This is a genomic window from Citrobacter sp. RHB36-C18 (assembly GCF_013814485.1).
Lineage (GTDB): Bacteria > Pseudomonadota > Gammaproteobacteria > Enterobacterales > Enterobacteriaceae > Citrobacter > Citrobacter braakii.
In genome coordinates this window covers 4562158-4588180 of record NZ_CP057125.1, presented here as the reverse complement: position 1 = coordinate 4588180, position 26023 = coordinate 4562158, and the positions used below count along the sequence as shown (strand labels likewise).

The 26023-nt window shown below is 52.8% G+C and carries 19 protein-coding genes; 11 read left to right on the top strand and 8 right to left on the bottom strand.

Annotation, left to right across the window (positions count from 1 at the left end; translation table 11 throughout):
- Position 1: 1 nt before the first annotated feature.
- Complete coding sequence (gene ptsP, locus HVZ52_RS21705; protein WP_181599312.1) at positions 2-2503, bottom strand: phosphoenolpyruvate--protein phosphotransferase; 2502 nt, start codon at positions 2501-2503, stop codon at positions 2-4.
- Positions 2504-2811: 308 nt separating this feature from the next.
- Here ptsP and HVZ52_RS21700 point away from each other — a divergent pair, with 308 nt between their 5' ends.
- The 5 genes from HVZ52_RS21700 (at position 2812) to HVZ52_RS21680 (ending at position 7827) form a co-directional block, all read left to right on the top strand.
- Positions 2812-3891, top strand: coding sequence for a PTS fructose transporter subunit EIIC (locus HVZ52_RS21700; RefSeq protein WP_003825153.1), 1080 nt, complete (start codon positions 2812-2814; stop codon positions 3889-3891).
- 14 nt (positions 3892-3905) lie between these two features.
- Positions 3906-4226, top strand: coding sequence for a PTS fructose-like transporter subunit IIB (locus HVZ52_RS21695; protein ID WP_016155279.1), 321 nt, complete (start codon positions 3906-3908; stop codon positions 4224-4226).
- Between the two features lie 101 nt (positions 4227-4327).
- Entirely contained in the window at positions 4328-6625 is a 2298-nt protein-coding gene (locus HVZ52_RS21690; protein WP_181598684.1) for a formate C-acetyltransferase, read from the top strand.
- Entirely contained in the window at positions 6591-7469 is an 879-nt protein-coding gene (locus HVZ52_RS21685) for a [formate-C-acetyltransferase]-activating enzyme (RefSeq protein WP_016155281.1), read from the top strand. Before HVZ52_RS21690 ends, HVZ52_RS21685 begins: the two co-directional genes overlap by 35 nt.
- 1 nt (position 7470) lies before the next feature.
- Positions 7471-7827 (top strand): PTS fructose-like transporter subunit IIB, encoded by a 357-nt coding sequence (locus HVZ52_RS21680; RefSeq protein ID WP_181598683.1) that lies wholly within the window; start codon positions 7471-7473, stop codon positions 7825-7827.
- Here HVZ52_RS21680 and HVZ52_RS21675 read toward each other — a convergent pair.
- The 4 genes from HVZ52_RS21675 to argE form a co-directional block, all read right to left on the bottom strand.
- Positions 7814-8674, bottom strand: coding sequence for an AraC family transcriptional regulator (locus tag HVZ52_RS21675; protein WP_181599311.1), 861 nt, complete (start codon positions 8672-8674; stop codon positions 7814-7816). The two genes, HVZ52_RS21680 and HVZ52_RS21675, sit on opposite strands and share 14 nt — an antisense overlap.
- A gap of 86 nt (positions 8675-8760) precedes the next feature.
- Entirely contained in the window at positions 8761-10494 is a 1734-nt protein-coding gene (locus HVZ52_RS21670; RefSeq protein WP_101700763.1) for a phosphoethanolamine transferase CptA, read from the bottom strand.
- 209 nt (positions 10495-10703) lie between these two features.
- A complete protein-coding gene (gene ppc, locus HVZ52_RS21665) occupies positions 10704-13355 on the bottom strand; it encodes a phosphoenolpyruvate carboxylase (RefSeq protein ID WP_016157932.1) in 2652 nt (883 codons plus the stop codon).
- A 343-nt stretch (positions 13356-13698) separates the two neighbouring features.
- Complete coding sequence (argE, locus tag HVZ52_RS21660) at positions 13699-14850, bottom strand: acetylornithine deacetylase (RefSeq protein ID WP_016155286.1); 1152 nt, start codon at positions 14848-14850, stop codon at positions 13699-13701.
- 155 nt (positions 14851-15005) lie between these two features.
- On the opposite strand from argE, the gene argC reads away from it, so the two are divergent.
- From argC to argH, 3 genes are all read left to right on the top strand, one after another.
- The gene (gene argC / locus HVZ52_RS21655) at positions 15006-16010 is read left to right on the top strand and encodes an N-acetyl-gamma-glutamyl-phosphate reductase (RefSeq protein WP_016155287.1); all 1005 of its coding nucleotides are present in this window, start codon (positions 15006-15008) and stop codon (positions 16008-16010) included.
- Between the two features lie 10 nt (positions 16011-16020).
- The gene (gene argB / locus HVZ52_RS21650) at positions 16021-16794 is read left to right on the top strand and encodes an acetylglutamate kinase (RefSeq protein ID WP_016155288.1); all 774 of its coding nucleotides are present in this window, start codon (positions 16021-16023) and stop codon (positions 16792-16794) included.
- A 116-nt stretch (positions 16795-16910) separates the two neighbouring features.
- Entirely contained in the window at positions 16911-18284 is a 1374-nt protein-coding gene (gene argH, locus HVZ52_RS21645; RefSeq protein WP_181598682.1) for an argininosuccinate lyase, read from the top strand.
- A gap of 55 nt (positions 18285-18339) precedes the next feature.
- Here the strand turns inward: argH and HVZ52_RS21640 are convergent, their stop codons facing one another.
- Complete coding sequence (locus HVZ52_RS21640; protein ID WP_181598681.1) at positions 18340-20784, bottom strand: glycosyl hydrolase family 18 protein; 2445 nt, start codon at positions 20782-20784, stop codon at positions 18340-18342.
- Positions 20785-21266: 482 nt separating this feature from the next.
- Here HVZ52_RS21640 and oxyR point away from each other — a divergent pair, with 482 nt between their 5' ends.
- Positions 21267-22184 (top strand): DNA-binding transcriptional regulator OxyR, encoded by a 918-nt coding sequence (oxyR, locus tag HVZ52_RS21635; protein WP_003028858.1) that lies wholly within the window; start codon positions 21267-21269, stop codon positions 22182-22184.
- On the opposite strand, the gene sthA is transcribed toward oxyR, so the two are convergent.
- Positions 22167-23567: a Si-specific NAD(P)(+) transhydrogenase gene (gene sthA, locus HVZ52_RS21630; protein WP_016155291.1), complete on the bottom strand. Its 1401-nt coding sequence runs from the start codon at positions 23565-23567 to the stop codon at positions 22167-22169. The two genes, oxyR and sthA, sit on opposite strands and share 18 nt — an antisense overlap.
- A gap of 191 nt (positions 23568-23758) precedes the next feature.
- Between sthA and fabR the strand changes: the two genes are divergently transcribed.
- Positions 23759-24394, top strand: a complete 636-nt coding sequence (gene fabR / locus HVZ52_RS21625) for an HTH-type transcriptional repressor FabR (RefSeq protein ID WP_003028862.1) — start codon at positions 23759-23761, stop codon at positions 24392-24394.
- A 15-nt stretch (positions 24395-24409) separates the two neighbouring features.
- Positions 24410-24769, top strand: coding sequence for a YijD family membrane protein (locus HVZ52_RS21620; protein WP_016155292.1), 360 nt, complete (start codon positions 24410-24412; stop codon positions 24767-24769).
- Between the two features lie 45 nt (positions 24770-24814).
- Here the strand turns inward: HVZ52_RS21620 and trmA are convergent, their stop codons facing one another.
- Positions 24815-25915, bottom strand: a complete 1101-nt coding sequence (trmA, locus tag HVZ52_RS21615) for a tRNA (uridine(54)-C5)-methyltransferase TrmA (RefSeq protein WP_019077891.1) — start codon at positions 25913-25915, stop codon at positions 24815-24817.
- Between the last annotated feature and the right edge of the window lie 108 nt (positions 25916-26023).

The window sequence follows — 26023 nt, the reverse complement described above, 5'->3', positions numbered from 1 at the left end:
TTTAAAGTTCAAGTTCATGTTGCAGCAGGCTGGCGATAGCGTCGGCAGAGGCGGCGTTAACCAGCGCGTTACGGAATTCTTCATGCATAATGCGCCGTGCCAGACGCGAGAAAATACGCATATGCTGGTCGCCAGCGGCGTGTTTGTTGAGCGTCAGCATAATAATGAACTGCGCATCATCATCACCCCAACGTACCGGCGCTTGCAGGCGCGCTACGCTAATAGTGGACTGCTCAATATGTTCTGATTTGCTGTGTGGAATGGCGAAGCTAAAACCTAATCCGGTAGAGAAGACCGCTTCGCGCGCCCACAGATCGGCTTCCAGTTTACGCGGATAGCGGCAACGACCTGCCAGCAGGAGGTTGTCGGTCATCCCTTTGATGACCTCCTCTTTACTACGCCAGTCGCTATCCAGCGTGATGCACTCGGCGGTAACCAGAGGGGTATCCTGTTGAGTCATGCGGAACTGAGCCAGCAGATGTTCGACCTCCAGCGACGTTCGACACGCCATTGCTTGATTCAGCAACTGACGGCAGGCGCGGCTGTCAAGTTGCGCCATCCGCGCTTTGGCGGCGGGAATGGAGGGAGCGCTCATGCTGATCTCGTCCAGACCCAGTCCCACAAGCAGCGGTAGCACTGAACCTTTAGCGCCAAGTTCGCCGCACAGGCCAATCCATTTCCCCTGACGATGTACCGCCTGTACGGCGTAATCCAGTGCACGCAAGAAGGCCGGATTCAGGCTGTTGTAATGGCGGGTAACTTTGGCGTTGTCGCGGTCGACCGCCAGCAGGTATTGCGTCAGGTCATTACTGCCAATACTAAAGAAATCAATTTCTTCGCAGCATTGATCGATGATGAACATCACTGACGGAACCTCCAGCATGATACCGAGCGGGATCTTCTCATCAAACGGGATGTGTTCAGTACGCAGTTGCTGTTTGGCTTCGGCCAGCTTCTCTTTGACCCACAGGATCTCTTCCATAGAGGAGATCATTGGGATCATGATTTTCAGGCTACCGTGCGCTGATGCGCGCAGGATCGATCGCAGTTGTGTGGTAAACAAAGCGGCGTATTCTTCATAGATACGCACCGCGCGATAACCGAGGAACGGGTTGGCTTCGGCAGGAATATTCAGGTAATCAACGGGTTTATCACCGCCGATATCCATGGTGCGCACAATGATGCTGCGTCCCTGCGCGGGCTCCAGCGCCTGGCAGAAAATGTTGTATAGCTCGTTCTCATCCGGGGCGCAGGTACGGTCCATATACAGCATTTCCGTGCGGAACAGGCCAACCGCTTCCGCACCGTTGCCAAAGGCTGCTTGCGCTTCCACGGAATGGGCGATGTTGGCGGCGACTTCCATGCGGATGCCATCACCCGTGCGCGCCTCCTGGGTCAGCCAGATATGTTGTTGTTCTCGAATGGCATCCTGGATACGGGCTTCCTGCTGGTAGTAACGTACGACGGATTCATCAGGGGCAACAATGACCGCTCCTGCGTTACCATCGATATAAACCGTTTGCTGCAGCCATGGCATCAAGGATTCAATATCCACGCCAACCAGCGTAGGAATGTTGAATGACCGGGCGAGAATCACCGTGTGTGAAGTGGTACCGCCGCTTTTTAACAGCAAGCCTTTCAGCAATGTTTTGTCCAGTTCGAGGAACTGGCTCGGTGTGAGCTCGTCCGCCATACAGACCGTAGGCTGGGTTAGTTTTCCCGGCGCAGGGAAACGCTGCTCTCCATAAATTTGCTGCAGAAGCTGGAAGCAGACATCGCGCACATCCAGCGCACGTTCCTGTAAATAACTGCTGCTGGAGCGGGCGAATTCATCACAAAAATGTCCGGCACTTTCGACAATCGCCTGGGCGCAGCTTAACCCGCGAGATACTCCAGCGAGCAGGCGCTGACGCAGTGAGGGGTCGCTTGCCAGCGAGCGGTGTGCTTCCAGAATCGCACTGGTTGCGCCGTCGCTGTCGAGTAACCGAAACGCAATATTCTTCATCAGCAGCGTTAAGCCGTTATCCAGTGCCGCCTGCTCGGTTTCAATATCTTTAGCGGATGGGAGATTGTTAAGGGCGTTGAGATCCAGCGAAGAGAGCAGACTAAGTACGCCTCCCGCACTGCCGCTGCAGACGGTGCGAGCGCGAAAAAGCTGTGGGTTTAGATTGGTGAGGGATGCAGGAAGTGGCTCCAGCTCGTTGCTTTTGGCTTCCGCTAGCGGTGCATCGCAGTGTGGAAATTCATTACGTAACCATTGGGTTAAATGCTGGTGGGCTGCCTGTTCATCTGCACCGGAAATCAGCAACTGGCAGCTATCACCCGCCAGAGTATCGGTGCCAATCAGTGCCAATGCGCTCTTGGCGTTACCCCTACGTTCGGTACGCAGGTTGTGCCACTCAATGTGCGAAGTAAAGGTGTTGCACTGCGTTTCTATGTGACTTGCCGGGCGCGCATGTACGCCATTGGGCAGCTCACAGGTAAATTCCACAATCAGGGCCATAGCCTCATCTCCCATAACGATTTCTCGCTACAGGATAAAAGGGCAACGCCTGAACCTGCCATCTGACAAATCTGCCAAAAACTGGATAAATGTAATGTAACCATCAAAGTGAGATATCCCTCACAAGTCAGCATGTCCTCTATAAATTCCGAGAAACTACAAGTTATGAGGCGGATCGCATTTTTGCGCTGACATTACAAAAGTCCAGCAAATGGCCTTTTTATCCACTGTTTGCGCCGCGTCGGATTGCCTATTGTTTTCCGCAACAAGTTTATGGATATGGGCTTTAGGCAGCCTGGGAGCGACTTATGAAAGAGTTGGTACAAATCCTGAAAAATACCCGTCAGCACCTGATGACAGGTGTTTCGCATATGATCCCCTTCGTAGTCGCGGGTGGAATTTTGCTGGCGGTCTCCGTCATGTTGTATGGCAAGGGCGCGGTACCGGATGCGGCGACCGATCCTAATCTCAAGAAACTGTTTGATATTGGCGTCGCAGGGCTGACGTTGATGGTGCCATTCCTTGCCGCTTACATTGGTTATTCCATTGCTGAACGTTCTGCTCTCGCCCCTTGTGCGATTGGCGCATGGGTGGGAAACAGCTTCGGCGCAGGTTTTTTCGGCGCGCTAATTGCCGGGATTATTGGCGGTATCGTCGTCCATTATCTGAAGAAGATCCCCGTACATAAGGTGTTGCGATCGGTAATGCCTATCTTCGTTATTCCTATTGTCGGCACCTTTATCACCGCAGGCATCATGATGTGGGGCCTGGGAGAACCCGTTGGCGCGTTAACCACTAGCCTGACCGAGTGGCTGCAGGGTATGCAGCAGGGCAGCATCGTGCTGCTGGCGGTAATTATGGGACTGATGTTGGCCTTCGATATGGGTGGGCCGATTAACAAAGTTGCCTACGCCTTCATGCTGATTTGCGTGGCGCAGGGTGTTTATACCGTGGTGGCAATCGCCGCGGTAGGGATCTGCGTGCCGCCGCTGGGCTTAGGTTTGGCGACGCTGATTGGCCGTAAGAATTTCTCTTCTGAAGAACGTGAAGCCGGTAAAGCCGCGCTGGTGATGGGCTGCGTTGGCGTAACGGAAGGCGCAATTCCTTTTGCTGCCGCCGATCCGCTACGCGTTATCCCATCCATTATGGTGGGTTCCGCCTGCGGCACGGTAACCGCCGCGCTGTTTGGTGCGCAGTGTTATGCCGGCTGGGGCGGGCTGATTGTTCTGCCGGTCGTGGAAGGAAAATTGGGTTATATCGCGGCGGTTGCCGTGGGAGCTGTAGTGACCGCAGTGTGCGTTAACGTACTGAAAAGTCTGGCGCGGAAAAAAGTGTCTCAGGTCGACCAGAAAGAAGACGACCTGGATTTAGATTTTGAAATGAATTAAGCGAGGAATGAGTCATGACCAAGATTATCGCAGTAACTGCATGTCCTTCTGGCGTTGCCCACACCTATATGGCCGCCGAAGCGCTGGAAAGCGCCGCTAAAGCCAAGGGGTGGGAAGTAAAGGTTGAGACTCAGGGGTCGATCGGTCTGGAAAACGAACTGACCGCGGCGGATGTGGCAGAAGCCGACATGGTGATTCTGACCAAAGACATTGGTATTAAGTTTGAAGAGCGTTTTGCGGGCAAAACTATCGTTCGTGTCAACATCAGCGATGCAGTGAAACGTGCCGACGCCATCATGAACAAGATTGGCGCACACCTTGCGCAAACCGCATAACGGTTTGTTTGCCGGAGGGGGGGAGACTTATCCGGCCTACTGATACGTAGGCCAGATAAGCACAGCGCCATCTGGCATCAGTTTTTCTACAGGAGTTCCTCATGACTAACCGTATCCAACGTTTAAAAAACGCTCTGTTTCAGAATAACCGCGAAATTTCGCTTGAGCGTGCGCTGCTATATACCACCAGCCACCAGCAGACGGAGGGAGAGCCGGTTATTCTGCGGCGGGCGAAAGCCACCGCATATATTCTTGAGCACGTTGAAATATCGATTCGTGATGAGGAACTGATAGCCGGGAACCGTACCGTTAAACCGCGGGCGGGCATAATGTCGCCGGAAATGGATCCTTACTGGCTGCTCAACGAGCTGGAGCAGTTTCCAACCCGTCCGCAGGACCGTTTTGACATCAGCGAAGAGGATAAACATCTCTATCGCGATGTGCTGTATCCGTACTGGGAAAAGCGGTCGATGAAAGATTTCATCAACGGTCAGATGACCGATGAGGTAAAAGCCGCTGTCCGTACGCAGATTTTTAGCGTTAACCAGACGGATAAAGGTCAGGGGCATATCATTATTGATTATCCACGCCTGTTGAATCTCGGGCTTGGCGAACTGGTAGCGCAGATGCGGGCGCATTGTCTGCAGCAGCCGGATAACCACTTTTATCAGGCTGCTCTGTTGCTGCTTGAGGCTTCGCAAAGCCACATTCTGCGTTACGCCCTGCTGGCAGAACAAATGGCGGAAAACTGCCCGGATGCACAGCGATGTCAGGAATTGCTGACGATTGCGGAAAACTCCCGGCATAACGCCCAGCATAAACCGCAAACCTTCTGGCAAGCATGTCAGCTGTTCTGGTACATGAACATTATTTTGCAATATGAGTCCAACGCCAGTTCGCTCTCACTCGGACGCTTCGACCAGTATATGCTGCCGTTTTATCAAACCTCGCTGACGCAGGGGGAAGATCCTGCATTCTTAAAAGAAATCCTCGAATCGCTATGGGTGAAATGCAATGACATTGTACTGCTGCGATCCACCAGCAGCGCGCGCTATTTCGCTGGCTTTCCAACGGGTTACACCGCACTGCTTGGGGGATTGACGGAGAATGGTCGTAGTGCGGTAAACGTACTGTCGTTTCTCTGCCTTGATGCTTATCAGAGCGTACAACTGCCGCAACCAAATCTCGGTGTGCGCACGAACGCGTTGATCGATACGCCGTTCCTGATGAAAACGGCACAGACCATTCGCCTCGGGACCGGCATCCCGCAAATCTTTAATGATGAAGTGGTGGTGCCCGCATTTCTTAACCGTGGCGTCTCGCTGGAAGATGCGCGAGATTACGCGGTAGTCGGCTGTGTCGAGCTGTCTATTCCAGGCAGAACATACGGTTTGCACGACATCGCCATGTTTAATCTGCTGAAAGTAATGGAAATCTGCCTGCATGAGAACGAAGGCAATCGCGCGCTGACGTACGAAGACCTGTTGAAGCATATTCGTGCCAAAATCAGCCACTACATTACGTTGATGGTCGAAGGCAGTAATATCTGCGATATCGGTCATCGCGACTGGGCGCCGGTGCCGCTGCTCTCCTCGTTTATTAGCGATTGCCTGGATAAAGGGTGTGATATTACCGACGGCGGCGCGCGTTATAACTTCTCCGGCGTACAGGGGATCGGCATTGCGAACCTGAGCGATTCGCTGCATGCGCTCAATGGACTGGTATTTGAACAACAGCGCTTAACTTTTGACGAACTTTTGTCGGTGCTAAAAGACAACTTTGCTACCGCGGAAGGCGAGAAAATTCGCGCCAGGCTGATTAACCGCTTCGAAAAATACGGCAACGATATTGATGATGTAGATAACATCAGCGCCGAACTGCTGCGTCATTACTGCAAAGAGGTAGAGAAATACCAGAATCCACGCGGCGGGCAATTTACGCCGGGTTCATATACTGTCTCTGCGCACGTGCCGCTGGGTTCGGTCGTCGGAGCGACACCGGATGGTCGCTTCGCCGGGGAACAGTTGGCGGACGGAGGGCTGTCGCCGATGCTGGGGCAGGATATGCAAGGGCCGACGGCGGTATTGAAATCGGTCAGCAAGCTGGATAACACGTTGCTTTCCAATGGGACTTTGCTGAACGTGAAGTTTACGCCAGCCACACTGGAAGGTGAGGCTGGTTTACGCAAGCTGGCGGATTTTCTGCGGGCATTTACCCAGCTCAAGCTCCAGCACATCCAGTTTAACGTGGTGAATGCCGACACATTGCGAGAAGCGCAGCTGCGCCCACAAGATTTCGCCGGGCTGGTGGTGCGCGTGGCGGGTTACAGCGCCTTCTTTGTCGAGCTGTCGAAGGAGATCCAGGATGACATCATTCGCCGCACCGCGCATCAGCTGTGAGGTTATTGACCCACGTGGCGAGGATGTCGCGCGTATATTTAATATTCAGCGTTACTCACTGAATGATGGACAAGGTATTCGTACGGTAGTCTTTTTTAAAGGTTGTCCGCATACCTGCCCGTGGTGCGCCAACCCTGAATCTCTCTCCCCACGTATTGAAACAGTTCGGCGGGAGAGTAAATGCCTGCACTGTACACCCTGTCTACGTGATGCTGATGAGTGTCCCTCCGGTGCGTTTGAACGTATCGGTCGTGATATCTCGCTGGACGAGCTGGAACGTGAAGTGATGAAAGATGATATTTTCTTTCGCACCTCTGGCGGGGGGGTGACGCTTTCCGGTGGTGAAGTGCTGATGCAAGCGCCCTTTGCCGTACGATTCCTGCAACGTCTACGGCGCTGGGATGTTCGCTGCGCGATTGAAACGGCTGGCGATGCGCCAGCCAGTCGTTTGTTATCGCTGGCAAGAGAGTGCGATGAGGTGCTGTTTGACCTCAAAATTATGGATGTCCATCTGGCGCGTGAGACCATTAATATGAACCTGCCGCGCGTGCTGGCGAATTTACGACTAATGGTCGCTGAAGGAATTAATGTCATACCTCGCCTGCCGCTGATTCCGGGCTTTACGATGAATGTAGAGAACACGCAGCAGGCGTTGACGCTGTTGTCATCATTGGGCATAAAGCAGGTGCACCTGCTACCGTTTCATCAATATGGCGAACCGAAATACAACCTGCTCGGATTACCCTGGTCGATGAAAGAAGTGCCCGTCCCGTCGGCGCAAGAGATAGGTTTTATACGTAAGATGGCAGAATGCGCCGGATTTCAGGTAACAGTAGGAGGATAGTATGGCCATCGCACCTGTACGATATCTGGTTGCTGTCACCGCGTGCGTAAGCGGCGTGGCCCATACTTATATGGCTGCTGAACGGCTGGAGAAACTCTGCCAGCAGGAGAAATGGAGCATCAAGATTGAAACTCAGGGCGCGTTGGGTACCGAAAATCGCCTGACGGAAGAGGATATTAACCGCGCTGATGCGGTGTTGCTCATTTCCGATATTGAACTGGCAGGAGCAGAGCGATTTACGCAGAGCCGATACGTCCAGTCGGGCATTAGCGCATTTCTGCGTGAGCCGCAGCGGGTGATGAGCGCCGTGCGAAAGCTGCTTTCTGCACCACAGCACACACATCTTACTTTGGATTAGCTTTTATCTCCGTCAGCTGGCTGTGGTATTGCCGACGATATTCTGACGGCGAACGTTCGGTATTTTTGCGAAACAGGCGGCAGAAATAGTTGCTGTCAACAAACCCACAGGTATGCGCCACTTCTTTGATCTTCAGCTCATAACCCTTCAGCAGCGTTTTCGCGTGTTCCAGTCGCGTGTGATTCAGGTATTCGTTAAACCCGATAGCGCCCGTTTTTTGAAACAGGTGGGAGAGGTAATTAGGTGAGATGTAAAACGCCTGCGCGACGGATTCTCGGGTGAGCGGCGAAGCGTAGCGTTCATCAATATAGTCGCGAATGGCTTCGAAAAGCGCCTGACTACGTGATGCGGTCTGGATCTGGCTGCCCAGCAGATCGCGGCAGTGGCTCAGTAAGCTCGCAACGATTAGCCTGGCGGTTTGTTGCTCCTGCGGTTGCATCTGCATTTCATTGAGCGTTTGCAGCAGGAAAGAGCCAATTCGTGGCCCACGCCGCGCGACGTGCTGGCGGGTAAGATTATGATATTGCTTGCCGTCCCACTGGACGATGCTGAAACCAAGTTGCTGTTTGCCGAACAGAATGCTGAGCGTGGTGACCGGTGTGAGCCACTGCGGAAAGTTCCAGCTGCCAGCCGGAACGAATAGCACATCGCAAGGCAGTAACGTCGCGGATGCGCCAGTAACTCCGTTATCGATGAACTCACCTTCCAGCACAATTTCCAGCCGGGGAAAATCGACCTGATACGCCAGCTCCGGCGTTGAACTACTGCTGCTGGCAAAATAAACCTGGCGCAGCGGCGTGGGGCCGTTAATCAGGCGGGAGAGAAGATGGCTGACGTCGTGATACATGTTAATCCCTTGCAGGCAGCAGACAGGGGAAACAGTAACCGCCATCATAAAAAAAGGCCACTCTTTAAGAGTGGCCGATACGAGTATTACTGATTACCGATTTGATCGCCGTACGGCAGGCTATCGTAATCAATCAGGGCATTCTTTTTGTACGGATTGCCAATCCAGCGGGTCGTCTCTTTGAACTGCGGGCTGGTAATGGATCGGGTCGGATCGAAACCGTCGTAGGTGAATCCCGCTAAATCAGACCAGGTGTGGATAAGCTCTGAGCTGCTGTATTTACGATTCACATCCTGTGAGAAGTCACGCGGGTGTGCAGCCTGCCATTTTTCAGAGGTCCACAGCAGGAACGGTACCGTATACATATGGCGCGTCGGGTTGTCTTCATTACGACCCTGCGTTTTATGCGGTGGCGTATCGTATACCTCCTCCCCGTGATCGGAGAAGTAGAGCAGGAAGCCGTTCGGATCTGTCGCTTTATAGTCTTTGATCAGACTGGCAATGATATGGTCATTGTAGACATTCGCGCTGTCGTAATCGTTGTATGCTTCCAGCTCATCATCATCCAGGCCGGGGGGAACATGGTCGACATTGTTATCGAATTTACCCTGACCATCCGGATAGCGGAATTTGTACTTAATATGCGTACCCAGCAAGTGCACTATGATGAACTTTTTCGGTGCCGGGTCGGCCAGTACTTCTTTAAATGGCGCCAGCACATTGCTGTCATATTCGCGCGCACTTTGCGTACGCTGCTGATTCATATAGAACTGCTTATCCGTCTGCTTAGAGAACACGGTCAGCATGGTGTTGCGAGCCGTCATCGTCTGCTGATTGGTGATCCAGAAGGTTTTATAACCTGCCTGTTTCATCATATTCATCAGAGACGGTTGAGTCAGGTACAGGTCCGGATTCTTCTCGTTGGCGAAGGTCAGCGCCTGCTGCAGGATTTCAATGGTGTACGGACGTGAGGTCACGACATTATTGAATACGGTGAAGTTAGGATCGGATTTATGCAAGGCATCCAGTTCTGGCGTCGTTTCGCGCGGGTAACCATACAGGCTCATGCGACCACGCTGCGTTGACTCGCCAATGACCAGCACCAGCGTACGTGGGGCATCGCCGGAGTTATCTCTGAAGTTAGCCAGCGGCGGCAGGGCATTGTTCTCATTCAGCAGGCTATTGAGTGAGGTCAACTGCTGACGGTACTGATAATACCCGGAGATGAATTGCCACGGTGCGGCGGGCTCCATACGTGAGGCGAGACCATTCAACGTTTTTTCAAACGGCTTGTGTTTGATGAAAGTGTTAACGGCTATCGGATGCAGAATCAAACCGTATAACAACGCAAATGACACCAGATAGCGCCAGGGCGATGGAATATGAACAGGGCGCAGACGCGTCCACAGCAGAATAGCGATAGCTGTATAGGCCAGGGCGATAAGAACAATTTTTAGGCTGAAATACTGGCTGAGATATTCGCTGGCTTCGTTCGCATTGGTTTCAAACATCACGTACAGAACGCTTTGCGAGAACTCTTGTCCGTAGATGACGTAATAGCTCAGAGCAGCCAGCGAGGCCGCCCATAGCACCATGCCAATGACGGCAGCAATAATACGGATACGGTTTGGAAATAAAAATACCGGGATCAACCACAGCGAACTGAATAGCAAGGAGTCGCGTAATCCATTAGTTCCGCTATATCCGGTTAAACAAATAACGACCTGGAGTAAAGTGGAAAAAAACCAAAAATAGAGGAGCGCCCAACCCAGGGCTTTCCAGCTAAATTTAGGTTTAGACTGGAGTTGTAAGGATTGCATAATGTGAGCCTGTCTTTAATCGTAGCGCCAAGAGTAGCGACTTAATATTAAGAGGAACTTAAGCATCACGATCTTAGGATCGTGTTTTGCTGTTGATATATTCACAATGTGAATATATTCAGGCGGGAATATATTGAAAAAGAAGCGGTTATGACAGCAGTTTTTGTTGTCGCCTTCGTACAATAGCACGAAGGCGACGAGGGGGGACGTTAGCCTGTATTACGCATGCCGGCTGCGACACCAGCGATTGTCACCATCAGCGCTTGTTCAACGCGCGGATCCGGTGCATTGCCTTGCTCTTCCGCCAGGCGTGAGCGGTGTAACAGCTCAGCCTGTAAGACATTCAGCGGGTCAGTATAAATATTTCTTAACTGAATGGACTCGGCAATCCACGGCAGGTCGGCCATCAAATGTGAGTCGTTGGCAATCGCCAGCACGACATCGATATCGGCTTCCAGGCGCTGACGCAGCTCTTCACCCAGCGGCCACAGTTCTTTTTTGACCAGGCGCTGATCGTAGTATTCTGCCAGCCACAGGTCTGCTTTGGCGAAAACCATTTCCAACATGCCAAGACGTGTGGAGAAGAATGGCCAGTCGCGGCACATTGCTTCGAGTTCGCTTTGCTTACCGTCTTCAACCACTTTTTGCAGTGCGGTGCCTGCACCCAGCCACGCCGGGAGCATCAGGCGGTTCTGCGTCCAGGCAAAGATCCACGGAATGGCGCGCAGAGACTCTACCCCGCCGGTTGGGCGACGTTTTGCCGGACGTGAACCGAGCGGTAATTTGCCCAGTTCCTGCTCTGGCGTTGCGGAGCGGAAGTAAGGGACGAAGTCTTTGTTTTCACGCACATATCCACGATAGAGCTCACAGGAAATATCGGAAAGCTCATCCATGATATGACGCCAGTTATCTTTCGGCTCTGGCGGCGGTAACAGGTTGGCCTCCAGAATTGCTGCGGTATACAGCGACAGGCTGCTGATGGTCACTTCCGGCAGGCCGTACTTAAAGCGGATCATCTCCCCTTGTTCTGTCACGCGCAGACCGCCTTTCAGGCTGCCGGGTGGTTGAGAGAGCAACGCCGCATGCGCAGGCGCGCCACCGCGACCAATGGAGCCACCGCGACCGTGGAACAGCGTCAGTTCGATACCGGCTTTTTCGCAGGTTTTGATCAACGCGTCCTGCGCCTGATATTGCGCCCAGGAGGCCGCCATCACGCCTGCATCTTTTGCGGAGTCAGAGTAGCCAATCATGACCATCTGTTTGCCCTGAATAAAGCCACGGTACCAGTCAATGTTCAGGAGTTGGGACATGACGTCATCGGCGTTGTTGAGGTCGTCCAGCGTTTCAAACAGCGGGGCAACCGGCATAGCAAAACCGATACCGGCTTCTTTCAGTAGCAGATGTACGGCCAGTACATCCGATGGCGTTTTCGCCATTGAGATAACATAGGCGGCAATGGAGCCATATGGGGCTTCGGCAATGACCCGGCAGGTGTCGAGCACTTCGCGGGTGTCGTTGCTCGGCTCCCAGTTACGCGGGAGCAGCGGACGCTTGGAGTTCAGCTCGCGGATCAGGAAAGCCTGTTTATCCGCTTCCGACCAGTTTTCGTAGTCGCCAATGCCGAGATAACGGGTCAGTTCGCCAAGGGCTTCAGTGTGACGGGTGCTTTCCTGACGAATATCAATACGTACCAGCGGTACGCCGAAACATTTCACGCGGCGTAGGGTGTCGAGCAATTCGCCATTGGCGATAATGCCCATGCCACAGGCCTGCAGAGACTGATAGCACGCATATAGCGGGTCCCAGAGCTGTTCGTTTTGGGTGAGAAGTCCCGCAGGTTTCGGTAATTTCTCGCCTTTCAGACGGGCTTCCAGCCAGGCCTGGGTTGCCATCAGACGTGAACGCAGGGTTTTCATCAGATAACGATAAGGTTCTGCTGCGCCTTCTTCGCCCACCAGCGCCAACAGTTCCGGTGTGGCATCCACCATCGACAGCTCAGAAATCAGAAACTGAATGTCTTTCAGGAACAGATCGGTCGCTTTCCAGCGGCTGAGTAGCAGCACGTGACGGGTGATATCCGCCGTTACGTTCGGGTTGCCATCGCGGTCGCCGCCCATCCAGGAGGTAAAGCGAACCGGGACAAAATCAACGGGCAGCTTATAGCCTAGATGCTCTTCCAGTTGTTCGTTCAGCTCGCGCAGATAATTTGGTACGCCTTCCCACAGGCTATTTTCAACCACCGCGAAGCCCCATTTGGCTTCATCAACCGGGCTTGGGCGCAGCTTGCGGATTTCATCCGTATGCCAGGACTGGGCAATCAACTGGCGCAGACGGCGCATCAGCTGATGGCGCTCGTAATCGACGAGGTCTTTGTTATCAAGTTGCTTGAGACAGGCGTTCACTTCACCCATTTTATGGATCAGAGTACGGCGGGTGATCTCGGTTGGGTGGGCGGTGAGAACCAGCTCCAGGGAGAGAGATTCGACGGCTTTTTTGATGGTGGCTTCATCGAGGTTGGGCTGCTCTTTCAGTTTACGCAGAGTGCGAGCAATCACTTCCGGGTTGCTGGCTGCTTCGCCTTTTGGCGAAATGCTGTGGTACTGCTCGGCGGTGTTGGCCAGGTTCAGAAACTGGCTAAACGCGCGGGCAACCGGCAGCAGCTCGTCGTTAGACAGGTTTTGCAGCGTAGTGAGCAGCTCCTGGCGATTGACTTCATTGCCGGCGCGGGATGATTTGGACAACTTACGGATTGTTTCTACGCGGTCAAGAATGTTCTCTCCCAGCGCATCCTTGATGGTCTCCCCCAGCACTTTGCCGAGCATACTGACATTACTACGCAACGCGGAATATTGTTCGTTCATATTAACCCAGACACCCCATCTTTAATTTATGCGTCCTGTATCTTTCGCGTGACATCGGCGTTGGCTGCGCTTGCCCATCTGGTCACTTACTTATGTAAGCTCCTTGTATGAGCTCGCTTGCCGCCTTGCTGTGACACGAAATCTCTCGGACTTTGTATGTTAGCCGTCTTTTATAAAGCCACGTAAAAGTCGTGACGTCAATTGCTGCGAAATCGGTTCAGCAAACGAAAAAATGGCGGGAATTTACGTTATTTAATTCACATCGAATCAAATAAGCTTTGCTTATGGAAATGTTAATAAATCGCCTCGCTTACCACTAAAGGGTTGGCGAGGCGATAAGCGGTTAATGCCAGCAGAAATGATGCACAACTTGGGTGATCAATTCGCGGGTTGGCTTAATAAAACGAGTTTCCAGATACTCATCCGGCTGATGCGCCTGATTAATGGAGCCAGGCCCTAACACCAGCGTCGGGCAAAGCGTCTGGATAAACGGCGCTTCGGTGCAGTAGTTCACCACTTCTGTCTGTGCGCCCAGCAGTTTCTCAACCACTTGTACCAGTTGATGATCCGGTGGGCACTCATAGCCTGGAATTGGCGGATGCAGCTCCGACACCGTCAGGCGGCCCGGCCAGCGCTCGCTGACCGGGGCCAGCGCGTCGTTAAGTAAGCCATTGAGATCGTTAAGCGTCATGCCGGGCAGTGGGCGAATATCCATATGCAGCTCGCAGCAGGCGCAGATTCGGTTAGCAGCGTCGCCGCCGTGGATGTGACCCAAATTTAACGTCGGATACGGGACGGTAAAAGCATCATGGTGATAGCGCTCTTTCAGGTCATCGCGCAGATTCATGATATGGCCGATGGCATCATGCATCAGTTCAATGGCATTCACGCCACGAGCCGGATCGCTCGAGTGACCCGATTGTCCCAAAATGCGAATCGCATTAGAGATATGACCTTTGTGCGCGCGGACAGGTTGCAAAGAAGTGGGTTCGCCAATGATCGCGCAGTCCGGGCGTAAAGCGGTGGTTTCAGAGAAATAACGCGCTCCCGCCATGCTGGTCTCTTCATCGGCAGTGGCCAGAATGTACAGGGGCTTTTTCAGTTGAGTGACGTCGACGTCACGCAGCGCGTCGAGGATAAAGGCGAAGAAGCCTTTCATATCTGCCGTACCCAAACCGTAGAGCTTATTGTCATGCTCGGTCAGGGTGAACGGATCGCGCGTCCAGCGTCCGTCGTCAAAGGGGACGGTATCGGTATGGCCCGCCAACAACAAACCACCGGCTCCCTGTCCAATGCTTGCCAGCATATTGAATTTATTGCGCGTGTCGGGAACCGGCTGGACCTCCACATTAAAGCCTAAATCTTTGAACCAGCCCGCCAGCAGAGTGATTAAACCTGCATTACTTTGGTCGAGCGCTTCTTCGGTGGCGCTAATCGACGGCATGGCAATCAGAGCGCGGTATATCTCGATAAATGGCGGTAAATTGTTTTTCATTGTTGACACACCTCGGGTCATGATAGTATCAATATTCATGCAGTATTTGTGAATAAAAATACATTAACGTTGAGCGTAATAAAACCCACCAAGTGTAAGGTGAGGTGATAAAGGCTTATATCTGGCAACAGAATCTAAGAAGGTGAGCAGCCCCGATGTTGAATACGCTGATTGTGGGCGCCAGTGGCTATGCCGGCGCAGAGCTTGTGACCTATGTAAATCGCCATCCTGATATGACCATAACCGCTTTGACCGTCTCAGCGCAAAGCAATGATGCAGGAAAATTAATCTCCGATTTGCATCCGCAGTTGAAAGGCATTGTCGATTTACCGTTACAGCCAATGTCAGATATCAGCGAGTTTAGCGCAGGGGTGGACGTTGTGTTCCTCGCAACGGCACATGAGGTGAGCCATGACCTGGCCCCGCAGTTTTTGCAGGCCGGATGCGTGGTGTTTGACCTCTCGGGCGCGTTTCGCGTAAACGACGGCGCGTTCTATGAAAAATATTACGGCTTTACCCATCAGCATCCCGACCTGCTGGAGCAGGCGGTTTATGGACTGGCGGAGTGGAGCGCAGACCAACTGAAAGACGCGAATCTGATTGCCGTGCCGGGTTGCTACCCGACGGCGGCACAGCTGTCGCTGAAACCACTGATTGATGCCGGGCTGCTGGATCTCAGCCAGTGGCCGGTAATTAACGCCACCAGCGGCGTGAGCGGCGCGGGACGTAAGGCGGCTATTTCCAACAGCTTTTGTGAGGTGAGCCTGCAGCCGTATGGCGTGTTTACCCATCGCCATCAGCCGGAAATCGCTACTCACCTTGGTGCGGAGGTGATCTTCACCCCGCATCTGGGCAACTTCCCGCGCGGAATTCTGGAAACCATCACCTGCCGTTTGCAAGCGGGCGTAACCCATGCGCAAGTGGCTCAAACGTTGCAACAGGCGTATGGCGATAAGCCACTGGTGCGTCTGTATGACAAAGGCGTTCCGGCGCTGAAGAACGTGGTTGGCTTACCGTTCTGTGATATCGGGTTTGCCGTACAGGGTGAGCACCTGATCGTGGTGGCAACTGAAGACAACTTATTGAAAGGCGCGGCGGCACAGGCGATGCAGTGCGCAAATATTCGTTTTGGCTTTGCTGAAACGCAGTCTCTTATTTAAGGGTGCAACGATGAATCCATTAATTATCAAGCTGGGCGGCGTTTTACTGGATAGCGAAGAGGCGCTGGAGCGTCTGTTTACCGCACTGGTGAATTATCGTGAGTCGCACCAGCGACCGCTGGTCATTGTGCACGGTGGTGGCTGCGTGGTTGACGATCTGATGAAGCAGCTGAACCTGCCGGTGAAAAAGAAAAATGGTCTGCGCGTCACGCCAGCCGATCAAATTGACATTATTACCGGCGCCCTGGCGGGAACAGCGAATAAAACCTTACTGGCCTGGGCGAAAAAGCATCACATCGCATCCGTGGGTCTGTATCTTGGTGATGGCGATAGCGTAAAAGTGACGCCGCTCGATAAAGCGCTGGGTCATGTTGGACTGGCGCAGCCGGGTTCGCCTAAGCTGATTAACACACTGCTGGAAGGCGGTTTTCTGCCGGTAGTTAGCTCCATTGGCGTTACTGAAGACGGACTGCTGATGAACGTTAATGCCGATCAGGCGGCAACGGCGCTGGCGGCAACGCTGGGTGCGGATCTGATCCTGCTCTCTGACGTAAGCGGTATTCTGGATGGTAAAGGCCAGCGTATTGCCGAAATGACCGCCGCGAAAGCGGAACAACTGATTGAACAAGGTATTATTACTGACGGCATGATCGTGAAGGTCAATGCGGCGCTGGATGCCGCGCGCACGCTGGGCCGTCCTGTGGATATTGCCTCCTGGCGTCATGCCGAGCAACTGCCGGCGCTGTTTAACGGCATGCCAATTGGCACGCGGATTTTAGCGTAAACTATTTTGTACCCGATGACGGTTACGCCTTATCGGGCCTACGTGAACCGAACCTGTACGCCGGATAAGCTAAGCGCCATCCGGCGTTGAAATTCAAGATATTAAGGAAGCAAGTTATGGCACTTTGGGGTGGGCGTTTTACACAGGCAGCAGATCAGCGGTTCAAACAGTTCAACGACTCGTTGCGTTTTGACTACCGCCTGGCAGAACAGGATATTGTCGGCTCTGTGGCCTGGTCTAAAGCGCTGGTAACGGTCGGCGTACTGAATGCCGATGAACAACTGCAATTGGAAGAGGCGCTGAACACTCTGTTGGAAGAGGTTCGCGTTAATCCGCAGCAGATCCTGCAAAGCGATGCCGAAGATATTCATAGCTGGGTGGAAGGTAAGCTGATTGATAAAGTCGGCCAGCTTGGTAAAAAACTGCATACCGGACGTAGCCGTAATGACCAGGTCGCGACCGATCTTAAACTGTGGTGTAAAGACACGGTTATTGAATTACTGTCGGCCAACCGTCAGTTGCAAAGTGCGCTGGTGGTGACGGCAGAGAATAACCAGGACGCCGTTATGCCGGGTTACACCCACCTGCAACGTGCGCAGCCGGTGACGTTTGCTCATTGGTGTCTGGCCTATGTCGAAATGTTGGCGCGTGATGAGAGCCGTCTGCAGGATTCGCTCAAGCGTCTGGACGTCAGTCCACTGGGCTGCGGCGCGCTGGCGGGTACGGCGTATGAAATCGATCGCGAGCAGTTGGCCGGTTGGCTGGGCTTTGCCTCGGCGACGCGTAACAGTCTGGACAGTGTTTCTGACCGTGACCACGTGTTGGAGTTACTCTCCAACGCTTCTATCGGCATGGTGCACCTGTCGCGTTTTGCTGAAGACCTGATTTTCTTTAATACCGGCGAAGCGGGCTTTGTCGAGCTGTCCGATCGTGTAACTTCGGGTTCATCTCTGATGCCGCAGAAGAAAAACCCGGATGCGCTGGAGCTGATCCGTGGCAAATGCGGTCGCGTGCAGGGTGCGCTGACCGGCATGATGATGACCTTAAAAGGTCTCCCGTTGGCATACAATAAAGATATGCAGGAAGACAAAGAAGGGCTGTTCGATGCGCTCGACACTTGGCTGGACTGTCTGCATATGGCTGCGCTGGTGCTGGATGGCATTCAGGTGAAACGTCCGCGTTGTCAGGAAGCGGCGCAGCAGGGTTATGCTAACGCCACCGAGTTGGCGGATTATCTGGTAGCAAAAGGCGTCCCGTTCCGCGAAGCACACCATATTGTGGGTGAGACGGTGGTCGAGGCGATTCGTCAGGGCAAACCGCTGGAAGCGCTGTCGCTTGCTGACTTACAAAAGTTCAGTCAGGTGATTGGCGATGACGTTTATCCGATCCTCTCGTTGCAATCGTGCCTGGATAAACGTGCGGCGAAAGGCGGCGTGTCGCCACAGCAGGTGGCGCAGGCGATCGACTACGCGAAGGCGCGGCTGGTGTAAAAAAAAGAACCCCGTCGCTGTGAGCTGACGGGGTTCTGACTTTATGCGAAAAGGATTATTTCAGCATATCTTTCGTAACAACCAGTTTGGCGACGGTTGCCGGATTCGGTGTAACACGTTCAACGACAATGGTTTCACCTTCGGAGATGTCTCTTTCATCAGACGTTACCGTGGTGATATCTCCTGCTGCTTTGACAGAGCTGTAATAGCATTTACCGTTGTCACAACTGAAGATATAGTTACCGTTTTTCGCGTCACCCATCACTTTCACGACCCACGCAGAACCGTTCGCTGCTTTCCAGCCCAGCGCTTTGGCGTCAAAATCAACAACCACATTCGGTACGCCGTTGATTTTTTTAACCGTCAACGATTTCACTTCACCGGCATCCTTGACCGGATTGTTACCTTCCTGCATATCCCTCGTCACAGTGAGCTGTGCCAGGATTTCAGGATTCGGATTGGTACGTTTAACGGTGATCACTTTTCCTGGCGCTAACATGTAGGACATGCCACCGGTCCGTACCGTGCTTTGCGTGCCGTAGTTAGAACGGTAGCTGTAGTAGACACTGTTGCCGGAGGTAGAGAAGGCATATTTACCATCCACATCTACCGAGTAACTGTTACTGCCGCTCAGCTTGCTGGTATCGAAATTTACATTGATGCGCTGCTGACCATCAAAAACATCGATATAAACCGCTTTCACATCACCGGCAAGATCGGTAGACGCTTCATCTGCGGAATTGTCATGCGTAAACGGCGCAAATACCTGGCTGTATGCGTACATCGGTGCCTGCTGTGCGGTCATGCCGCTGTGCTCCGGGCTGACCTGCTTCGCCACGCCCGGCTGATCGCGCGTCATCGACCACGCGCCAATCATGCCGAGGTTGCGTTTTTTCGCGTCGTCCATCACCAGTTTCGCATCGGACAGATAGAACACTTCGCCCTGTACATCGTTGTAACCGATCATCGGGGTGGTGCCCATCATGGCGTTGATCTCTTTGTCAGATTTCTCTGGCCAGATTTTCTTCAACTGGGTGAACATGTTGTCGATGGCGGACGTGGCGCATTTACCGTGGATGTTCTGCCCTTCGGTACCGTCTGACTGGCAGACGGCGTTACCGTAGTCCATGGTCATTACGTTAATACCAGCCAGCTCAACGCCGACATGGCGCGCATTTTCCAGCACATACAGACCTTCAGCCGTCAGACCGGTCGGCAGAATCGGCAGGGTGTACCAGATACCGACTTTGCGACCTTCCTCTTTCCACTGAGCCTGAACCTCTTTTACTGCCTGGTTGCGGCGATCGATGGAATCCTGATCGGCCACCCATGTGCCTTCGATGTCAAAATCCAGCACGTTCAGGTTCAGGTTATCAACAATGTCGTAGTAGAGTTTTTGCAGATCTTTCACATTCTTACAGGCAGCCGCCAGCGGGGAGTTATTTGCACCGCCAATGGAAACCATCACATCGCCACCGGCTTCACGCAGCGCTTTTATTTTACTGTACTGTGAGTAATCCTGCAGATTATAGGCCGTACCCCAGGTTGGGATGCACTGCTCGCCACTTTTCGCGACGACAAACGCCATGGTGAAGTGGGTAATGTTTTGCTCTTTCGCCAGTTTCGCCAGATCCGGAATGCTGTTCAGGCTAAAGTCGACGTATGGTGCATAAACGTGGGCAGGCCATGGATTCTTCGGCGTCCCTACGCGCTCTTTGGTGCCAGTCCAGTTGGTATAAATCGCCCATGGGTTTTTATCAGACGGCATAACGCCTTTGACTTTCGTCTGAGCGACAAAAGGCATTCCCTTGTAGTACACCAGTTTGCCGGGTTCGTAAAGCGCAATGGAGTTGAGCTGAGGGGCATTCCTAAATTGTTCCTGGGTGAATTCGACCGTTGGGCCTAACGGTTTCCACGGGCGGCCATTGGTGCCGGTCGGGTTCTGGTTACCTGCAATGGAAGGATTTTCGCCAACGGTATAGTACAGTGCTTCATAAGACTGGCCGTCAACTTTGACCTCATCCCCTTTGTTGTAAACCTGGCTGGAACGCCAGTCGGGGACTGGCGTATAGAGTTTCCACGGATTGTCGGCACCTGGGGTAAAGGAATAAGCCGGAACAGGGATTGCCGCTTCATATGTCACATCCTTATAAACGACAATATCATCTTCGGCATAATCTTTTTCGGCGCTGAAGGCGTCGTGGGCGACCGGCGTGGCGCTACCCGCATCACAGGTCGTTGGGTTGCCGTATTGGTCTATTTCCGCTTTTGTGGCATCGCGCACATAACCCCACGGATTATCCCAGTTTTCAGCGGACGCGCCCTGTGGGCAATTATCGGCATTTACATACCAGCGGTTACTATAAACTTTACTGTCAAAAATAACTTCAATGGTGTTTCCACCTGCCTGACCGCTCCAGGCTTCCAGAGCGAATGCGTTTGCGGCGCACGACATCAGGCCTGCCGCGAGAAAATATCGCGAAATAGTATTGAGTTTCATAAAAGATTCCATTCGATAAATATTAGAAAAATATGGGTGAATGTACTCTAAATAATTAGAGTGGCGAAGAAACGAGTGTTCTTGCGATTTGCCATATATTGAATATCGCGCGGTTATTATTTATGAACCTGACAGGGCGTCAAATATATAAATGATACAAAATGTTTTTGATTATTTTAATTTAATATGGTTTTAATTTAAATAATCGGATGGGAATATGTAATTTATATTTTGTATATATTTTTTTGAATGTATTCGCGCCGGGCGCAAAAAAAATGCGGACTCAAGGTCCGCAAAAGTTCACGTTGGCTTTAGTTATTTCGAGTATGAGAGAAACTCTCAAAACGGACAGTAGCTTCAAGGGTTAAAGAGGTACCGTTCCGTTTCTGTGGTGCATTATTAAACAGAAAGCTTGATAGGGATAATCGTTCGTTGCTATTCTACCTATCGCTACGAACTATCGTGGCGATGGAGGATGAATAATGAATATTCGTGATCTTGAATACCTGGTGGCGCTAGCCGAACATCGTCACTTCCGACGAGCGGCAGACTCCTGTCACGTTAGTCAGCCAACGCTGAGCGGACAGATCCGCAAGCTGGAAGATGAGCTTGGCGTCATGCTGCTGGAGCGTACGAGTCGCAAAGTGCTGTTCACTCAGGCAGGTTTACTGCTGGTGGATCAGGCGCGCACCGTGCTGCGCGAGGTCAAAGTGCTCAAGGAGATGGCAAGCCAACAAGGCGAGACAATGTCTGGACCGCTGCATATTGGTTTGATCCCAACGGTAGGCCCATACCTGCTGCCGCATATTATTCCTATGTTGCACCAGACCTTCCCAAAACTGGAAATGTATCTCCATGAGGCGCAGACGCATCAGCTGTTGGCGCAACTGGATAGCGGTAAGCTCGACTGCGTCATTCTGGCGCTGGTGAAAGAGAGTGAGGCGTTCATCGAAGTACCGTTATTTGATGAGCCTATGCTGCTGGCGATCTATGAAGATCACCCATGGGCAAACCGCGACTGTGTGCCGATGTCCGATCTGGCGGGTGAGAAACTGCTGATGCTAGAGGATGGCCACTGCCTGCGCGATCAGGCGATGGGCTTCTGCTTTGAAGCGGGTGCTGATGAGGATACCCATTTCCGGGCGACCAGTCTGGAAACGCTGCGTAACATGGTGGCGGCAGGCAGCGGTATTACCTTACTGCCTGCGCTGGCCGTGCCGCCGGAGCGTAAGCGTGATGGCGTTGTCTATCTGCCCTGCATCAAGCCTGAACCGCGCCGTACGATTGGCCTGGTGTATCGTCCAGGTTCGCCGCTGCGCAGCCGTTATGAACAGCTGGCAGAGGCCATCCGTGGGTCAATGGATGGCCATTTCGACAGTGCGTTAAAACAGGCGGTTTAAGCCATTTAGCGCTGCTACCCGATAGGCTTCCGCCATGGTTGGGTAGTTAAAGGTGGTGTTAACGAAGTATTCGATGGTGTTACCACCACCTTTTTGCTCCATTATCGCCTGACCGATGTGAATAATTTCGGCCGCGCGTTCCCCAAAGCAGTGGATCCCCAGAATCTCTTTCGTTTCGCGATGGAACAGGATCTTCAGCGTTCCGACACTCATACCCACGATTTGCGCACGTGCCAGATGTTTAAACTGGGCGCGGCCAACCTCGTATGGAACTTTCATGGCCGTGAGCTGCTGCTCGGTTTTCCCGACGGAGCTGATTTCCGGAATGGTATAAATCCCGGTCGGGATATCTTCGATCAGATGCGCGGTAGCTTCGCCTTTTACCAATGCCTGGGCGGCAATGCGTCCCTGATCGTAGGCCGCCGATGCCAGACTCGGATAGCCGATCACATCTCCTACGGCATACACGTGCGGCAGCGCCGTCTGGTACATGCTGTTGACCTTCAACTGCCCGCGGCTGTCGGTTTTCAGCCCAATATTTTCCAGCGCCAGCGAATCGGTATTACCGGTACGGCCATTGGCGTACAACAGGCAGTCGGCTTTCAGTTTCTTACCGGATTTCAGATGCATGATGACGCCGTCATCGCAACCTTCAATCTTCTCGTACTCTTCGTTGTGGCGAATGACCACACCGCTGTTCCAGAAGTGGTAAGAGAGCGAGTCGGACATCTCTTGATCGAGGAACGCAAGCAGACGATCGCGGGTGTTGATTAAATCGACTTTGACGTCCATTCCACGGAAGATCGACGCATATTCGCAGCCAATTACTCCCGCGCCATAAATCAAAACATGGCGGGGTTCATGGTGCAGGCTCAGGATAGAGTCGCTGTCATAAACCCGGGGATGGGAAAAGTCGACATCCACCGGATGATAGGGGCGTGAACCACAGGCGATGATGAACTTATCCGCGGTCAGCGTTTCCACCGTGCCGTCGTGGCATTCAAGGGCGAGTGTGTGTTCATCAACAAAACGGGCATTTCCCTGCAAAATTTCACAGTGGTTGCGCTCGTAAAATCCTTGCCGCATACGCGTTTGCTGATTAATAACGTTATCAGCGTGGTTGAGAATATCGGCGAAAGAAGAACGAAGGAGTCGGGAGTGGTCGCTGTAAAGTGGGTTCTGATTGAATTCAATAATACGGCTGACGGCGTGGCGGAGGGCTTTCGACGGGATGGTCCCCCAGTGGGTACAGCCTCCGCCGACGTTATGATAGCGCTCAATCACCGCGACGCGCGCTCCTTGCTTAACCAGACCCATTGCAGCGCCTTCGCCGCCGGGACCGGAACCTATTACTATTGCATCGTAATCGTAGGAATGTGACATGGTCAGGCTTACCTGTTCTTATACATAAAAGCAACAGAATAGTAACATCGTTGTCGGGATAACCCAATTATCGTTGTGCTTTTTTGCGAACTCGAAGCACAAACTGCGCGTAAACAATCATTCACAAAGCCATGCCAACCGCCTAATCTCTGGTATAGTGCCAGCAAGGTATGTGGAAGGATTCAGACATCGTGATGGGCGTTAGAGCGCAACAAAAAGAAAAAACCCGGCGTTCGCTGGTAGAAGCCGCATTTAGTCAACTCAGCGCTGAGCGTAGTTTTGCCAGCCTCAGTTTACGCGAAGTCGCTCGTGAAGCGGGCATTGCGCCAACCTCGTTTTATCGCCATTTCCGCGATGTGGATGAACTCGGCCTGACGATGGTGGATGAGAGTGGTTTGATGCTGCGTCAGTTGATGCGTCAGGCGCGTCAGCGTATCGCGAAGGGCGGGAGTGTGATCCGCACCTCGGTCTCAACATTTATGGAGTTCATCGGCAACAATCCCAACGCCTTCCGTTTATTATTGCGCGAGCGTTCGGGAACCTCCGCAGCGTTTCGCGCAGCGGTCGCTCGTGAAATTCAGCACTTCATTGCGGAACTTGCGGACTATCTCGAACTCGAAAACCATATGCCTCGTGCGTTTACTGAAGCGCAGGCCGAAGCCATGGTCACCATTGTGTTCAGCGCCGGGGCAGAAGCACTGGATGTTGGCGCCGAGCAGCGTCGACAACTGGAAGAACGGCTGGTATTGCAACTGCGCATGATCGCGAAGGGCGCATTTTATTGGTACCGCCGTGAACAAGAGAAGATGACGCATCACTCCGAGTAACGAGAAGGACGAGCAATGAAACAGTCAGGTCAAGATAAAGGTACGCTGCTGCTGGCGCTGGTTGCTGGCTTATCGATCAATGGCACATTTGCGGCGCTGTTTAGCTCCATTGTGCCATTCTCAGTATTCCCAATTATTTCGCTGGTGCTGACGGTTTATTGTCTGCATCAACGCTATCAAAACCGCACCATGCCTGTGGGGTTACCGGGCCTGGCCGCCGCCTGTTTTATTCTCGGCGTTCTGTTGTACAGCACTGTGGTACGCGCTGAATATCCGGATATTGGCTCTAACTTCTTCCCGGCGGTTCTGTCAGTGATTCTGGTGTTCTGGATCGGCTTTAAAGTGCGTAACCGTAGACAGGAAATCGTGGAGTAATATTTGTAGGCCGGGCAAGCGAAGCGCCCCCGGCCAGGACATCATTTACTTGGCGGTCAGTAATACTCCGCACTCCATATGGTGCGTATACGGGAACTGATCGAACAGAGCCAGGCGTGAAACATTGTGCGTCTGGCTTAACGTTTCCAGGTTCTTACACAATGTCTCCGGGTTACAGGAGATGTACAGAATTCGCGGGTACGCCTGCACCATTTTCTCTGTTTCGCTGTCCAGACCGCTGCGCGGTGGGTCAACGAAAATGGTTTCACACTGGTAACTCTTCAGATCGATTCCCTGCAAACGGTTGAACTCACGAACCCCGTTCATCGCCTGAGTAAACTCTTCGGCCGCCATGCGGATAATTTGTACGTTATCAATATGGTTAGCCGCTATGTTGTATTGCGCAGCAGCCACGGACGGCTTAGCGATTTCAGTGGCCAGCACGCGGTTGAAGTTTTGTGCGAGGGCTAACGAGAAATTGCCATTGCCGCAGTACAGCTCAAGCAGGTCGCCTTTTGATCCCCTGGTGACATCAATCGCCCATTCCAGCATCTGAATATTCATGGCGGCATTCGGCTGGGTGAAGCTGTTCTCAACCTGGCGGTAGATAATCTCTTTACCCGCAACCGGCAAGCGTTCGTCAATGTAATCCTGGTCCAGCTCGATTTTGGTTTTGGTTGCCCGGCCAATCAGATGCACGTTCAGGTTTTGCGCCCGTAACGCATCCCGCAGCGCTTCAGCTTCCTGACGCCATTCATCATCCAGCTTTTTATGGTACAGCATCGATACCACCGCCTGATCGCTCAGGGTAGTGAGGTAATCAATCTGGAACAGTTTGTGGCGCAGGACGTGGTTGTTGCGAACGCCGTCGATCATTGCCGTCATCAGCGTGTTGATAAGCTCGCTGGCCGCCGGGAAACTGTCGACGCGGATACGGCTTTTGGTCTGGCTGTCGAACATGATGTGGTACAGATCATCCCCGTCATGCCACAGACGAAATTCCGCGCGCATACGGTAGTGGCTGACCGGCGAGCGAAACACTTCCGGAGCCTGTGCATAAAATGGCGTCATTAAGCTCTGCAGACGCACTACTTTTTCAGCTAACTGGGCGTCGTACTGTTCTGTCGGAAGGTGTTCGGGGGTCATGATGCGTCCTGAAAAATAAAAGTACGCGGGGATTGTAGGGATTGCTCAACAGATGTCCAGTCATTGATGATTTCCGATATTGTGATGCACGGTCTGGACACCAGGTTG

Coding starts and splice junctions, on each gene's coding strand:
- argH (WP_181598682.1), top strand. CDS start 16,911: ATGGCACTTTGGGGTGGGCGTTTTACACAGGCAGCAGATCAGCGGTTC.
- HVZ52_RS21690 (WP_181598684.1), top strand. CDS start 4,328: ATGACTAACCGTATCCAACGTTTAAAAAACGCTCTGTTTCAGAATAAC.
- HVZ52_RS21675 (WP_181599311.1), bottom strand. CDS start 8,674: ATGTATCACGACGTCAGCCATCTTCTCTCCCGCCTGATTAACGGCCCC.
- ppc (WP_016157932.1), bottom strand. CDS start 13,355: ATGAACGAACAATATTCCGCGTTGCGTAGTAATGTCAGTATGCTCGGC.
- HVZ52_RS21680 (WP_181598683.1), top strand. CDS start 7,471: ATGGCCATCGCACCTGTACGATATCTGGTTGCTGTCACCGCGTGCGTA.
- HVZ52_RS21620 (WP_016155292.1), top strand. CDS start 24,410: ATGAAACAGTCAGGTCAAGATAAAGGTACGCTGCTGCTGGCGCTGGTT.
- HVZ52_RS21695 (WP_016155279.1), top strand. CDS start 3,906: ATGACCAAGATTATCGCAGTAACTGCATGTCCTTCTGGCGTTGCCCAC.
- argB (WP_016155288.1), top strand. CDS start 16,021: ATGAATCCATTAATTATCAAGCTGGGCGGCGTTTTACTGGATAGCGAA.
- HVZ52_RS21670 (WP_101700763.1), bottom strand. CDS start 10,494: ATGCAATCCTTACAACTCCAGTCTAAACCTAAATTTAGCTGGAAAGCC.
- HVZ52_RS21640 (WP_181598681.1), bottom strand. CDS start 20,784: ATGAAACTCAATACTATTTCGCGATATTTTCTCGCGGCAGGCCTGATG.
- ptsP (WP_181599312.1), bottom strand. CDS start 2,503: ATGGCCCTGATTGTGGAATTTACCTGTGAGCTGCCCAATGGCGTACAT.
- HVZ52_RS21700 (WP_003825153.1), top strand. CDS start 2,812: ATGAAAGAGTTGGTACAAATCCTGAAAAATACCCGTCAGCACCTGATG.
- argE (WP_016155286.1), bottom strand. CDS start 14,850: ATGAAAAACAATTTACCGCCATTTATCGAGATATACCGCGCTCTGATT.
- oxyR (WP_003028858.1), top strand. CDS start 21,267: ATGAATATTCGTGATCTTGAATACCTGGTGGCGCTAGCCGAACATCGT.
- HVZ52_RS21685 (WP_016155281.1), top strand. CDS start 6,591: ATGACATCATTCGCCGCACCGCGCATCAGCTGTGAGGTTATTGACCCA.
- sthA (WP_016155291.1), bottom strand. CDS start 23,567: ATGTCACATTCCTACGATTACGATGCAATAGTAATAGGTTCCGGTCCC.
- trmA (WP_019077891.1), bottom strand. CDS start 25,915: ATGACCCCCGAACACCTTCCGACAGAACAGTACGACGCCCAGTTAGCT.
- argC (WP_016155287.1), top strand. CDS start 15,006: ATGTTGAATACGCTGATTGTGGGCGCCAGTGGCTATGCCGGCGCAGAG.